Annotated in this window: 14 protein-coding genes; 9 read left to right on the top strand and 5 right to left on the bottom strand. The window is 61.0% G+C overall.

Annotated elements, in window-relative coordinates; all coding sequences use genetic code 11:
• Window positions 1-3: 3 nt before the first annotated feature.
• Entirely contained in the window at window positions 4-546 is a 543-nt protein-coding gene (locus VXM67_RS10230; protein ID WP_158664649.1) for a hypothetical protein, read from the bottom strand.
• Window positions 547-675: 129 nt separating this feature from the next.
• On the opposite strand from VXM67_RS10230, the gene VXM67_RS10225 reads away from it, so the two are divergent.
• The 4 genes from VXM67_RS10225 to VXM67_RS10210 all read left to right on the top strand — a co-directional run bounded on the left by VXM67_RS10225 (window position 676) and on the right by VXM67_RS10210 (window position 6,084).
• Entirely contained in the window at window positions 676-1,611 is a 936-nt protein-coding gene (locus VXM67_RS10225) for a LysR family transcriptional regulator (RefSeq protein WP_186598784.1), read from the top strand.
• 326 nt (window positions 1,612-1,937) lie between these two features.
• Window positions 1,938-2,948 carry a tRNA dihydrouridine(20/20a) synthase DusA gene (gene dusA, locus VXM67_RS10220; RefSeq protein ID WP_367237651.1) on the top strand — a complete coding sequence of 337 codons (1,011 nt, stop codon included), beginning with the start codon at window positions 1,938-1,940 and terminating at the stop codon, window positions 2,946-2,948.
• Window positions 2,949-3,167: 219 nt separating this feature from the next.
• The gene (tal, locus tag VXM67_RS10215; protein WP_027906776.1) at window positions 3,168-4,094 is read left to right on the top strand and encodes a transaldolase; all 927 of its coding nucleotides are present in this window, start codon (window positions 3,168-3,170) and stop codon (window positions 4,092-4,094) included.
• A 118-nt stretch (window positions 4,095-4,212) separates the two neighbouring features.
• Window positions 4,213-6,084: an alkaline phosphatase D family protein gene (locus tag VXM67_RS10210; RefSeq protein WP_367237650.1), complete on the top strand. Its 1,872-nt coding sequence runs from the start codon at window positions 4,213-4,215 to the stop codon at window positions 6,082-6,084.
• A 66-nt stretch (window positions 6,085-6,150) separates the two neighbouring features.
• Here the strand turns inward: VXM67_RS10210 and rssC are convergent, their stop codons facing one another.
• Both rssC and rssB read right to left on the bottom strand, forming a co-directional pair.
• Window positions 6,151-6,633, bottom strand: coding sequence for an anti-sigma factor antagonist RssC (gene rssC / locus VXM67_RS10205; protein ID WP_023379600.1), 483 nt, complete (start codon window positions 6,631-6,633; stop codon window positions 6,151-6,153).
• Window positions 6,630-7,811 (bottom strand): two-component system response regulator RssB, encoded by a 1,182-nt coding sequence (gene rssB, locus VXM67_RS10200; protein ID WP_023379599.1) that lies wholly within the window; start codon window positions 7,809-7,811, stop codon window positions 6,630-6,632. The genes rssC and rssB overlap by 4 nt, the downstream gene beginning before the upstream one ends.
• 270 nt (window positions 7,812-8,081) lie before the next feature.
• On the opposite strand from rssB, the gene VXM67_RS10195 reads away from it, so the two are divergent.
• A complete protein-coding gene (locus VXM67_RS10195) occupies window positions 8,082-8,381 on the top strand; it encodes a PilZ domain-containing protein (protein WP_023379598.1) in 300 nt (99 codons plus the stop codon).
• A 58-nt stretch (window positions 8,382-8,439) separates the two neighbouring features.
• On the opposite strand, the gene VXM67_RS10190 is transcribed toward VXM67_RS10195, so the two are convergent.
• A complete protein-coding gene (locus VXM67_RS10190; protein ID WP_027906774.1) occupies window positions 8,440-9,147 on the bottom strand; it encodes a VacJ family lipoprotein in 708 nt (235 codons plus the stop codon).
• 190 nt (window positions 9,148-9,337) lie between these two features.
• On the opposite strand from VXM67_RS10190, the gene VXM67_RS10185 reads away from it, so the two are divergent.
• Both VXM67_RS10185 and VXM67_RS10180 read left to right on the top strand, forming a co-directional pair.
• A complete protein-coding gene (locus VXM67_RS10185) occupies window positions 9,338-9,901 on the top strand; it encodes a hypothetical protein (protein ID WP_023379596.1) in 564 nt (187 codons plus the stop codon).
• Window positions 9,902-10,024: 123 nt separating this feature from the next.
• The gene (locus tag VXM67_RS10180) at window positions 10,025-10,288 is read left to right on the top strand and encodes a DUF4404 family protein (RefSeq protein WP_015269548.1); all 264 of its coding nucleotides are present in this window, start codon (window positions 10,025-10,027) and stop codon (window positions 10,286-10,288) included.
• Between the two features lie 70 nt (window positions 10,289-10,358).
• On the opposite strand, the gene queF is transcribed toward VXM67_RS10180, so the two are convergent.
• The gene (gene queF, locus VXM67_RS10175) at window positions 10,359-11,189 is read right to left on the bottom strand and encodes an NADPH-dependent 7-cyano-7-deazaguanine reductase QueF (protein ID WP_023379595.1); all 831 of its coding nucleotides are present in this window, start codon (window positions 11,187-11,189) and stop codon (window positions 10,359-10,361) included.
• A 212-nt stretch (window positions 11,190-11,401) separates the two neighbouring features.
• Between queF and VXM67_RS10170 the strand changes: the two genes are divergently transcribed.
• Together VXM67_RS10170 and VXM67_RS10165 are read left to right on the top strand one after the other, a co-directional pair.
• Window positions 11,402-12,082, top strand: coding sequence for a heavy metal response regulator transcription factor (locus VXM67_RS10170; RefSeq protein WP_023379594.1), 681 nt, complete (start codon window positions 11,402-11,404; stop codon window positions 12,080-12,082).
• Entirely contained in the window at window positions 12,079-13,431 is a 1,353-nt protein-coding gene (locus VXM67_RS10165; protein WP_367237706.1) for a heavy metal sensor histidine kinase, read from the top strand. Before VXM67_RS10170 ends, VXM67_RS10165 begins: the two co-directional genes overlap by 4 nt.
• Window positions 13,432-13,473: the final 42 nt, after the last annotated feature.

Below are 13,473 nucleotides of genomic sequence, written 5' to 3'. Positions count from 1 at the left end.
TCTTCACTGCCGCGTCTCTGGGACCCAATTTCCAGCTTGCTCTACATACCGAGTCATCCGTCGCGCCTCCTTGTCTTCTTTCTTAAGATCGCGATCGGTCAAGCGGAATATCAATGCTTGGCTTCCTAGACAGCGCGTATCGTGGATATCTCCGGGCAAGTACACTTGACTCTCTCCGGCATGGATCACTGTCGAGCCACGTTTGATGAGCTTTACATCACCATTTTGGTCTTCGATCCTGGCATATGTACCCACCTCTACCGCGCCATGCTGCACGGCATAGATGGCCCAGCCCCTGCCATGGTCATGAGGCTGACGGTAAAGTCCAGCCGGCTCCGTATAGGCCAGCAGAATGAACCCATGTTCCGGGTCCCGATAAAGCTCTTTTTGAACTGCCGCTTCCAAGTGAAGCAAAGCGAGCCATTGCTCAGAGCAGTCAGCGTTGACCAGGTCGTCCAATTGTTGCTGGCAGGCCGCGACAAGCTCGGTACTCATCGGCCCCCATGAAGATCTTACGTTGCTGACGAATCTTTCAAGCGTACTCATACAGACTCTCCCAATCGGTTTCTGCTCGCCATTCCACTCTAGGGAGCACCGTTGGTTTGCGGAAGACGCCATACCTGCATTCTAATAGTGCATACGACGCCATACCTCCCTTGAACGAGCGACTTCCACATGACTGCTCCCGATTTGAATCTGCTCATCACCCTCGAAGCCGTATTGGCAGAGGGCAGTGTGGCTCGAGCTGCGAAGCGTCTGCGCCTCAGCCCTTCGGCGATGAGTCGTGCGCTTGCGCGTTTGCGGGAGACGACGGGCGATCCGTTATTGGTGAGAGCGGGTCGTGGCCTTGTCCCCACACCCAGGGCAATAGAGCTTCGTGACAGGGTGAGCCAGTTAGTGAGCGAAGCACAGTCAGTTCTGCGTCCTTCGAAAAAACTCGACCTGCAGAGGCTGGAGCGCACGTTCAGACTCAGGACGAGCGAGGGATTTGTAGAATGTTTCGGGCCAGAACTCATTGCCCGTGTTGCCGACCAAGCCCCACATGTGCGTTTATGTTTCATGCAGAAGCCTGACAAAGACAGCAAGGCATTGCGCGAAGGTGCCGTTGATCTCGAAACAGGTGTGATAGAGACCTCTACGGCACCAGAGCTCTACTCCCAGGCGCTATTTCGAGACAATTATGTTGGGGTAGTGTGCTTATCACATCCTTTGGCTCAAGGCGTGGTTACAGCAGAGCGGTACGCGGCAGGCAAGCACATCCTGGTGTCGCGGACTGGTGCTGACAGAGGCCCCATTGACGACGCGCTTGTATCTCAGGGGTTATCGCGCAATGTGGTTACGATGGTTGCTGGCTTTTCAACCGCAGTGGGACTGGCTCGCGTGTCAGACCTAATCGCTAGCGTCCCTGCACGGCACACCACAAGCCTGCGTGAAGGCATGTACAGTTTTCCGTTGCCGGTCCCAACCGAAGCTTTTACGTTGTCGTTGCTTTGGCATCCTCGCTTCGCGGCCGATCCCGCGCATCAGTGGTTACGCACGCTGTTGAGAGAAGTCTGTTTGGACATGCAGACCGATCCGATATCGGCCTCAGGCGTGCACTCAAACTCCTGAACAATAATGCCGCTCCCTGCGCAGTGACGCTTTTTCGCGCTCGATGGCAGAGCAAAAACTCGGTTCCACCCAGAACTACCGGCAACCGCAAAGATCGGGTGTAAACCCATGCGACCTGCACACAGGCGAATGTGCGGCACTCTTGGTAAACTAGGGCACTTTCTCTTCAGGCGGGCCTGAACGGTGCAGTCGACCGCCCCGTCAGCTCCCCGCTTGCTTGGACATTGACATGTTCTGCGTTGGCACAAGCACGATCTCGGTATGGGTACGCCCTACCCTGTCGCTCTCAGCAGCCTCCAGGACGGTACACACTGCGTAGACCCAGAATGCCCCTAGAATCAGCCTCAAAGCCTCAAACCACGCGCCCTGAGCCCTCCCGCCGCTTCAGCGTTGCACCGATGATGGATTGGACCGACCGCCACTGCCGGTTCTTCCTGCGCCTGCTGTCCAAGCACACCCTGCTCTACACCGAAATGGTCACCACCGGTGCGCTCCTTCACAACGACGCCCACCGCTTCCTGCGCCACGACGTTTCCGAGCACCCGCTGGCACTGCAACTGGGCGGTAGCGTCCCGGCCGACCTGGCCGCCTGCGCGAAACTGGCCGAGGAGGCTGGTTACGACGAGGTCAATCTGAACGTCGGCTGCCCGAGCGACCGGGTGCAGAACAACATGATCGGTGCCTGCCTGATGGCACATCCCGCGCTGGTGGCCGATTGCGTCAAGGCCATGCGAGATGCCGTATCGACTCCGGTCACGGTCAAGCATCGCATCGGCATCAATGGCCGCGACAGTTATGCCGAACTGTGCGATTTCGTCGGGCAGGTACGCGAGGCCGGTTGCCGTAGCTTTACCGTGCATGCGCGTATCGCCATCCTCGAAGGGTTGTCGCCCAAGGAAAACCGCGAAATCCCGCCGCTGCGCTACGACGTTGCCGCGCAGTTGAAAGCGGACTTCCCCGACCTGGAAATCGTGCTCAACGGAGGCATCAAGACCCTGGACGAGTGCCAGACGCACCTTGAGACCTTCGATGGCGTGATGCTGGGGCGCGAGGCGTATCACAATCCGTACCTGCTGGCCGAGGTGGACCAACGCCTGTTCGGCAGCGAAGCGCCGGCGGTAAGCCGTAGCCAGGCACTAGAGACGCTGCGACCGTACATCGTTGCGCATCTGCAAAGCGGGGGCGCAATGCATCACATCACCCGGCATATCCTCGGGCTTGGCCAGGGCTTCCCGGGGGCGCGGCGGTTCCGGCAGTTGCTGTCGACGGATATTCATAAAGCGCCTGAACCGTTGGTGGTGTTCGACCAGGCGGCGGAGTTGCTGCAGGGGCGGTGACACGCCAGTCAGCGCCTTGCTGCCGACAAGCCGTCTTTTACGGGGACGGGATTGCAAAGCGACGCCAAGGAACCTCTGGCTCGGTTGCGACTCGAATGCTCACCTTTAAAGCCCGCGCCCACAGGGATTCGCGGTGTTCGCCCGAGCAGCGTCGGCAGGCCTTGAGCAGCTGCCGGGGCTCGGGTAATGTCGAGTAAATGCACAGGACAGAGCACGCCCATGACCTCCAAGCTGGAACAACTCAAGCAGTTCACCACCGTGGTCGCCGACACCGGGGACCTGGATGCCATCACTCGCCTCAAGCCAGTCGATGCCACCACCAACCCGTCGCTGCTGCTCAAGGCAGCCGCCATCCCTGGTTATGCCGACCTGCTCAAGCAGGTGAAAGCCGACGCCAAGGGTAATGTCGACCTGGCGTGCGACAAGTTCGCCGTGGCCGTGGGCGCGGGCATTCTCAAGGTCATCCCTGGGCGCATCTCCACCGAAGTGGATGCCCGTCTGTCGTTCGATGAACCGGCGCTGCTGAACAAAGCTCGCCAACTGATCGCCCTTTACGAAGCCGCCGGTGTGAGCAAAGACCGCGTGCTGATCAAGCTAGCCTCCACGTGGGAGGGTATCCGCGCCGCCGAGAAGCTGGAAAAGGAAGGCATCCAGACCAACCTGACCTTGCTGTTCTCCTTCGCCCAGGCCCAGGCCTGCGCCGATGCCGGGGTGTTCCTGATCTCGCCTTTCGTAGGCCGTATCTACGACTGGTACAAGAAGAGTACCGGCCAGGAATATGTCGGCGCCGAGGACCCGGGCGTGCAGTCGGTCACCCGCATCTACAACTACTACAAGACCAATGGCTACAACACCGTGGTCATGGGCGCCAGCTTCCGCAACATCGGCCAGATCGAGCAGTTGGCAGGGTGTGACCGCCTGACCATCAGCCCTGAACTTCTGCAGCAGTTGAGCGATGATCAAGGGCAATTGCCACGCATACTCAAGCCGGGTAATGCCGGTGAGGCTAAGCAGGTACTGAACGAAAGCCAATTCCGCTGGGCGATGAACGAAGATGCCATGGGCACCGAGAAACTCGCCGAAGGCATCCGTCAGTTCGCGCGGGATCAGGAGAAACTGGAAAAACTGATGGCTGAAAAAGCCTGATACATACCGGGTTTGCCTGACGGGCGGGAAGTGTTCACATTTTCCGCCCGTTTTATTTTGCACCGTCCGTTAGACGCTGGCTTGCCAGCGTAGGGCCTTTTAGCCACCAGAGCTGTCAATGACACCCTCCTCCTCTTTGCCGCTCGTTCTCGCAGGCCCAGTATTGCGCCGCCTGGAGCCCCAGCGCCTGGCCATCTGGCTCGCCTGCACGCAACCGCTGCAACCCGAATTCACCCTAGACTGCCCTGGCATCACGCCAAGGACCGATTGCCAGGTCATCCCAGTGGGCAAACACGCCTACCTGCACCTGCTGGACATCCATTTCGCGCAGCCCCTGCCCTGCAACGTCGAGCTTCAATACGATGTGCTTCTCGGCGGCCGAGGCATTGCCGACTGGGCCGAGCACCTGCTTTACCCCGGCCAGCGGCGCCCCAACTTCGTGCTGCGCGAACGCCTTGACCAGCTACTACACGGCTCTTGCCGCAAACCGCATCACCCCGCCACCGATGGCCTGTTATGTGCCGATCGCCTGCTGCAGCAATGCCAACGGCCTGAACAACGTCCGGCGCTGCTGTTGATGACTGGCGATCAGGTCTATGCCGACGATGTGGCCGGCCCGATGCTGCGGGCCATCCATGCACTGATCGCACGCCTGGGCCTGCTCGATGAAACCTTCGACGGCGCCCTGGTCAGCGACAGCGCCGCACTCTACAAGCACCCCGCCTGCTACTACCACCGTGCGGACTTGCTGCCGGCGCAGGAGCGCAACGAAACCCTGCGCGAGCGTTTCTTCGGTGGCAAACGCAAGCCGATCTTCTCCTCCAGCAATGCCGACAATCACCTGGTGACCTTCGCCGAGGTCATGGCCATGTACCTGCTGGTATGGTCGCCCACGCCCTGGCAACTGGTCGACCTGACCATGCCGCAAGGGCTGAACACCCAACGCCAGGGTCGGTACCACAAAGAGTTGCCGCTGATCGAGGCCTTTGCCGTCAACCTGGCTCCGGTGGCCCGGGTGATGGCGCACCTGCCGTGCTTGATGATCTTCGACGACCACGACATCACCGATGACTGGAACCTGTCGGCACAATGGGAAGAAACCGCCTACGGCCACCCCTTCTCGCGGCGGATCATCGGCAATGCGCTATTGGGCTACCTGCTGTGCCAGGCCTGGGGCAATGACCCCGATGGCTGCAAAGCGCTGGTCGGGCAAGTCGGCGCGCTGGCCGAAACCGCGTCGGGTAGCCAGGTGCAGGATGAACTGATCGGCGAGCTACTGCGCTTTCAGGGCTGGCAATTCAACCTCCCCACCAACCCGCCTCTGCTGGTGCTGGACACCCGCACCCGACGCTGGCGCAGCGAAAGCAACCTGGCCAAGCCCTCCGGCCTGTTGGATTGGGAAGCACTGTGCGAGCTGCAGCAGGCGCTGCTCGACCATCCTTCCGCCGTCATCGTGTCACCTGCACCGATTTTCGGGGTGAAGCTGATCGAGACCGTGCAGAGGGTGTTCAGTTGGCTGGGCTACCCGCTGCTGGTAGATGCCGAAAACTGGATGGCCCACCGGGGTGCAGCGCAGGTGATCCTGAACATCTTCCGCCACTCGCGCACACCGGGGCATTACGTGATCCTGTCGGGGGATGTGCACTATTCGTTCGTCTACGAAGTTCTGATTCGCCATCGTCAGCGCAGCCCGCACCTGTGGCAGATCACCAGCAGCGGCATCAAGAACGAATTCCCCAGACGCCTGCTGGCGGTGCTCGACCGGCTGAACCGCTGGCTGTACGCGCCACGCTCGCCGCTCAACTGGTTCACCAAGCGTCGGGAGATGGAAGTGATACCGCGCACGCCCAGCCATGCCGATGCAGGCGAACGGCTATGGAACAGCGCGGGGCTCGGACAGGTATTCTTCGATGAACAGGGGCGGCCAGCGCGGGTGTTCCAGTTGAATGCCGCCGGTGGAACGGCGACGGAGTTCATGCGACGGGCGTGAGCTTTGGCTTGGATTCACTGGCGCCTTCGCGGGTGAACCCGCGAAGGCAGCGATGCAGAGGTGGGATCAGGTCCGCTCCAGCGCATTTACCAGGTCGTGGAAGGCTTCGCGATTGGAGTCGTTCAACCCCATCAGGATTTTGTGCGCCTCCAGCACCTTGGAGCGCACCACGTCCTCGCTCTGGTCCTGGGATGGCAAGTCGGTCAGGCATTCCGGGCACGGCACCGGACGATCGACGATGTTGAACACCTGATCGAAACCCATCGACTGCAAAAGACGCGAAATGTCCGGGTTGGTGGTGACCACGGTCGGCAACAGGCCAACCTTCTGCCGCGACAGAATCGACAACTTGGCCAACAGGCCCAAGGTAGTGCTGTCGATGCTTTCGGTCTCGGTCAGGTCGATGACGATGGCCGAGAAGTTCAGCGCGGTGAAGATCTTCTCGATCGTCGCATCCAGCGCCGAACACAGGGTCAGGCGCACTTCACCGACAAATTTCAGTACAAAGGTACCGCTTTGCTCGGCGAACTGGATTCTACCGGTACTCATTGAAGGTTCCTGCTCAACACCAATAGGGCGATATCATCCGGCATCTCCCCAAGCGTAGCCAATCCAAATCGTTGGCGCAGCCCATCCAGGCTACCACCCGCTGTCTTGACGATGTCCGGCAAGGCAGCTTCTTTATCTTTGAGCGTGTCTCCCGGCAAAAGGTCCAGAATGCCATCGGACATCAGGCTCAGGCTGAACTGCGGCGGCAGCTCGATCACCTGGTCCTGATAGGTGGCCTCGTCGAACAGGCCCACCGGCAAACCACGGCCTTCCAAGTAACGCGCCTGGCCCGGGGTATACAACACCGGTAGCGGCAGGTGACCACCAACGGCGTAGGTCAGCAGGCCGGTTTCCTCGTCGATCACCCCGCCCACCATTGTGACATGCTTGCCCAGCTTACAGTTGATCAGCCCACGATTGATGTGGCTGAGCACTTCCGAAGGCTTGAACTCACGATTCCTGTTGCGTTTTAGCTCGAACAGCAGCCGTGTGGTCATGAACTTGAGCAACACGGTGACGAAGGCCGACGACGCACCGTGTCCGGAGACATCGGCCAGGTAGAAGGCAATGCGTCGGTCATCCACGCGGAAGTAGTCGGCGAAATCGCCAGACAGGTACAGCGACGGGATGATCTGGTGTTCGAACACGAACTCGCCGGCGCCCCAGGGGCTTTCCGGCAGCATGTTCATCTGCACCTGACGGCCGGCGGTCTGGTCTTCCTGCAACAAGTGCAGGCTGGCCTCGAGCTCACGGTTGGCCGCTTCGAGCTTCTCGCGGTAACGCTGGTTTTCCAGCACCAGCCGCGAACGATCGAGCGCTCGGCGTACCGAGTGCTCGAGCACCGCCAGATCTTCCAGCGGCTTTATCAGGTAATCGGCCGCACCCAGGCGCAGGGCCTCGACGGCATCGCTCATCACCCCGGCTCCGGACACCACGATGACCGGCAACTGCGGCGCGCGCTCGCTGACCTGGCGGATCAGTTCGAGGCCGCCCATCTGCGGCATGCGCAGATCGCAGATCACGAGGTCGGGCTGGTGTTCTTCGAAGACCTGGAGCCCCTGCTGGCCATTGCTGGCCTGAAGGACGCTGAAGCCACTGTCTTCCAGATAGGCGGCGAGGCTCGCACGGACCACGTCGTCGTCATCGATGATCAGCAGCGTTGCACTGGTTTTCTGCATGTGGGCGAACGGCGCCGGTTTGGGTTGGTGAAGCGGTGTCATCAAGACTGACAGCCGACTACAGGGATACTCGGTGGTAACACTCTCTTTGAGTTGTAGGACAAGAAAACTGACCCAGCAACTGGCGGAGGTACCTCGTAAGGCGCAGACGGTACTCCCATCCGCCAGGCGTTTCAAGCACAGCTAGGTCGACGCCCCTGCTCTTTACAGGGCAAATCACCGGGAGTTATAAGAAAGCCGACCCGTGCAACCCGATGGGAAGGATGCAGCATGCCCCAGACGCCCACCAGCCACAGCGAAAAACGTGATTTCATCCGCATGCGCATCGATACCGAGGTCAGCCTGCTACATGCCGGCCAGGTGATCGCGGCGGTATGCCTCGACCTGTCCAGCGGTGGCATGCAGGTACAAGCCGCGCAGCACTTCAAGGTGGGCGATCGACTCGAAGTGCGCATCGACTCCGACCATCCGGCACTCAGGGGATTGCACGCCAGCACCGAGGTCGTGTGGATCGCCGACCAGCCCACTGGGCAGCAGAAACTTGGCCTGCGTATCCTGGCCATGCATTGAACACGCATGGCATACGAAAAAGGCGACCCTGAGGTCGCCTTTTTCGCACCAATGTGAATCAGAAGTCGTCTTCGACTTCGCCATCCTTGACCTTGAACTCGCGGTTCTGCAGGTAGGCATTGCGAATGAAGATGTACTTGTCACCCTGAATCAGCTTTTCCGCCGACAGCAGATTAGCGCGGGTATCGATCACGTCCAAAGCGAAGATCGAGTTGCGGGTCGGTACATGGTCCATGTAGCGGTAGGGCTTGGTGTAGGTGTCCGGGTACTTGGACAGGCCGTCACGTACCGTGCTGGGGCCCAGCAGCGGGATCACCACATACGGACCGCTGCTCACGCCCCAGTAGCCCAGGGTCTGGCCGAAGTCTTCATCGTTGCGCTGCAGGCCCATCTTGGTGCCCACATCGAAGAAGCCACCAAGGCCGAAGGTGGTGTTGACGATCAAGCGCGCGGTGTCGATGCCGGCAGCACGGGGCTTGAGTTGAAGCACATCGTTGACCAGGTTGGTCACATCGCCCAGGTTCTGGAAGACATTGTGGATACCATCTTCGAGGAACTGCGGGGTAATGGCCTGGTAGCCCTTGGCCAAGGGCTTGAGTGCATACGTGTCGACGGTGTCGTTGAACCTGAAGATCGGACGGTTGACCGCCTCCCAAGGGTCCTCCTCGGTGGCTGCCTGGGTAGCTGCCACGGGCGCCAGCAGCAAGCTGGCGCAGACACAAGCCTGGGTGACCCGCTCGATCACACCGGCACCGATCCTACGCATAGATGTTTCTCCATCGATTTTCTCGGCCGCAGCCACGCTCAGTGCGCTGCAAATAAGGCGCCAGTATAAAGGCTTGCGGGTTGAGAAACAGCTTTACACATTTTTGCTCAATATTTTGTGAACATCTGTTGCTGGTCATTGGGCCGTAACATTCGCGCCCTAGCCTGCGGACTATTTCAGGGACGTTGCCATGCATGATGCACCTGCCTTCACCGCTGTGCTGTTCGGCCTGCGCAATTGCTTGGTACAGGCTCGAAACGGCAGCCCCCTGCCCGCCCCTGGCGCGCTCGATGCCCTGGCCGGCTTGCGGCGCCGGCAAGTGCCATGCATCTGGCTCGATGAGCAGAGCGTAGCCCAGAGCAAGCACCTGGCCAGTGTGCTTCCGCAATGGCTGCCTGGCCATGGGGCCAATGGCGCCCAATGGCCTGCGCCGAATGCCTGCTGGCAGGCGCTGATGTGCCTGGGTAGCCCGCGCCTGGAAGGCTGCGTACTGGTCAGCGGGGAACCCCGGCTGCTGCAATCAGGCCTCAGCGCCGGCCTGTGGACCGTCGGCCTGGCTGCTTGCAGCCCATCCTGCGACCTTGCCTCCAGCGATTGGCAAGCCATGAGCCCGCACGAGCAGGAACTGGCCCGCGGTAGGGCGACCCTGGCATTGTTCGACCTTGGCGTGCACTCGGTCATCGACCACCTCGAAGCGCTGGACACCTGCCTGGTCGACATCGCCCAGCGCCGACGCAAAGGCGAAAAACCCTGATACAGCACCGTTGATGCGGGTCATGCAAAGCGTGGGCAAGTGGATTACGCTTGAAGACAGGCGAGAACCTTTGCCCCGTCGCCGAGGTCCATGCCTTGCCAAGCCATTGATGGAGAACAACCAATGCCTGCCCGCGAATTGCAAGAGCGACTGAACAGCCTGCGCGAGCAACTGGATCGAAACGTGCCGCTTTCGGATGAGGAACTGGCCGCCCTGCATGAAGAGGCGCGACAGATCGAGGCGCAGTTGAAGCTTGAGGAAGCGACACCAGACCACAACCTGGTGGATGGGGTGAACCTGGCGATCGAGCGTTTCGAGGCCGATCACCCGGATCTGACCGCGACCCTGCGCAGTATCGCCAACTCGCTGCACAGTATGGGTATCTGAAGAAGCGAGGGCCGCTGCGCGGCCCATCGTCGGCAAACCGGCTCCACCAGGGCGTAAAGCAGTCCTAGACTTACTGACGCACCAACCGCAGGTTCTGCGGACTGACCGGACCCGTGCTGCGATACGGGTTGATGTCCAGCCCGCCCCGGCGCACATAGCGCGCATAGACCGTCAGATGCTCAGGCTCGAGCAGATGCTTCAGGTCAAGGTAGATCCGCTCCACACACTGCTCGTGGAAGTCAGCATGCTGGCGGAAGCTGATCAGATAAGTGAGCAGGCTGGCATGATCCAGCGCCTTGCCCTTGTATTCGACCACCACGCTGCCCCAGTCAGGCTGGCCGGTCACCGGGCAGTTGGATTTGAGCAAATGACTGTGTAGCGTCTCCTCCACCACCCGGTCAGGGTCACAATGCAACAGTTCCGGCTGGGGCTGCTCGTAGTTGTGGATAGCGACATCCAGCGCATCGATGCACTGCCCAGGCAACGCCACCACGCCTTGCGCCTCGACTTCGGCCAAGGTGCGCACCTGCACACCCACCGGTTTGCCGGCGGCAGCGGAGAGGTCTTTCACCAGGCACGCCTGCAACTGGGCAATCGACTCGAATACCGTCTGGTTCAACGAGTTGAGGTACAACTTGAACGACTTGGACTCGATGATGTTCGGTGAATCGGCCGCAATGGCGAACTCGCCAATCGCTACCACCGGCTTGCCCGACGGCAGCAGCCAGGACAGCTCGAAGCAGTTCCAGAAATCCACACCTTGCCATGGCAGCGTCTGGGCGGTTACGCCCAACTCGGCCCACTTGGCGGTACGCGGAATCGGAAACAGCAGCGAAGGGGTATAGGTGGCAATGTATTCGCTGGACTTGCCCAGCGGGGAATGTTCGGCGGCGGGATGCATGGAAACTGACCTGAAGGTTCGAAATGCCCCTAGTCTACCGTTTTTGCGCCTCGCCTTGGGGCTCTTGTCACTCGATGGCCGACGACCTGACGGGAACAGGAAGCAATGACTGGCGGTTGGCTGACGGGAAGATTACAACTTCGTCAGCTTGGCCGAGCGGACACATCGTCACGTATCATTTACAGGCCCCCTTCAGCCAACACGGACAATGCATGAAACTGCTGATCGTCGAAGACCAGGCCCGCACCGGTCAGTACCTGTGCCAGGGCCTCAGCGAAGCAGGCTTCGCCACCGAACTGGCCGCCGATGGCGACACCGGTCAGCACATGGCGCTGACTGGCGACCATGACCTGCTGATTCTCGATGTGATGCTGCCAGGACGCGATGGCTGGCAAATTCTGCAGGCCGTACGCCAAGCCGGCCTGGACACACCGGTGCTGTTCCTCACCGCACGCGACGCCATCGAGGATCGGGTCCACGGCCTGGAGCTGGGCGCCGACGATTACCTGGTCAAGCCCTTCGCCTTCTCCGAGCTGCTGGCCCGGGTGCGCACCTTGCTTCGCCGGGGCGCCAACCCCGCCCAGGACACCTCACTGAGCCTGGCCGACCTGCGCCTGGACCTGATCCGCCGCCGTGCAGAACGCGCCGGCCAGCGCATCGACTTGACCGCCAAGGAGTTTGCGCTGCTGGAATTGCTGCTGCGCCGACAGGGCGAGGTGCTGCCCAAGTCATTGATCGCCTCGCAAGTCTGGGACATGAATTTCGACAGCGATACCAACATCATCGAAGTCGCGATCCGCCGCCTGCGCCTGAAGATCGACGACCCGCATGGCAATAAGTTGATCCATACCGTGCGCGGCATGGGCTATGTACTCGAAGAGCGCCACGACTGATGCGCCCGGTTTCACTGAGCAGCCGCCTGGCACTCCTTTTCGCCGCCTGTACCGCAGCGGTTTCCCTGGGCGCAGGCTTGCTGTTCAGCCACGCCAGCCGGCAGCACTTCATCGAACTGGACCAGCAGTTGCTGGAGTCGCGCCTGTCGCTGTTTCGCACCCAACTGGCCGGCGTGAACGACGCTCGCGATCTGCGCGCACGCGAGCCTGCTTTGCGCAACGAACTCAGCCACCAGTCGGACCTCGCCCTGCGCGTAGAGGGCCAGGATGGTACGCTGTGGTTCGACAGCCAGTCGGCGTTGCCCGAAACACCCTTGCCTTCCGGGTTGGCCACCTTGCATGCCAACGGTATGGATTACCGCAGCCTCACAGCCCCCTTGAGCGCAGGCGACCGGCACGCTGCGCGCCTGACGCTGTTCCTCGATATCACCCACCACCAGCATTTTCTACAAGGCATGCAGCGCCTGATATGGCTCACTGTCGGTCTTTCGGCGCTGGCCACCGCGCTGCTCGGCGCCTGGGCTGCGCGCCGTGGACTGCGGCCCTTGCGCCAAATGGGCCAGGTCGCAGCCAGTGTGTCGGCACGCTCGCTGACTACCCGTTTGCCCGCCGAGCAGATGCCAGATGAGTTGGCAGAGCTGGCCAGCACCGTGAACGCCATGTTGCAGCGCCTGGACGACGCCTTTCAGCGGCTGTCGGCGTTTTCCGCCGATATCGCCCACGAACTGCGTACACCGCTGTCCAACCTGCTGACCCACACCCAGGTCACCCTCACCCGCCCGCGCAGCCTAGAAGACTACCGGGAGGCGCTACATGGCAACCTGGAAGAGCTGCAAAGGATGGCGCAGATGGTCAACGACATGCTGTTCCTGGCCAAAGCCGACCATGGCTTGTTGGTACCCGGCCTTACGCCGCTGGCCTTGCATGACGAAGTGGATGCCCTGCTGGAGTATTACGCACCGCTGGCCGAGGACGTCGAGGTGCGGATGCAGCGCGACGGTGAAGCGATGCTGCAGGGCGACCGCCATATGTTGCGGCGGGCGCTGTCCAACCTGCTGGACAATGCCTTGCGCTTCACACACGCCGGTGGGCAGATACAAGTGACGTTGGAGCCAGGGCTACGCCTTTGCGTCGCCAACACGGGAACGCCGATAGAGGCGGCGGTGTTGCCTCGGCTGTTCGATCGGTTCTACCGCGCGGACCCGGCACGGCGGGAAGGCAATAACGAACATGCCGGGCTGGGATTGGCGATTACCCGGTCGATCGTACAGGCCCATGGCGGGACCATTCGGGCGGAGTGTACGGATGGGTGGACGCGGTTCGTGATCGAATTCAGCGCCCGGCAGTGAATCCCGGGAGCGGCCTTGCGTAACGAAAGGGGCGCAAAACGC

This window comes from Pseudomonas sp. Rh2 (assembly GCF_040762985.1).
GTDB classification, from domain to species: domain Bacteria; phylum Pseudomonadota; class Gammaproteobacteria; order Pseudomonadales; family Pseudomonadaceae; genus Aquipseudomonas; species Aquipseudomonas taiwanensis.
Note: the sequence above shows the minus strand (reverse complement) of the source record. Positions and strands in the feature narration are given on the sequence as shown.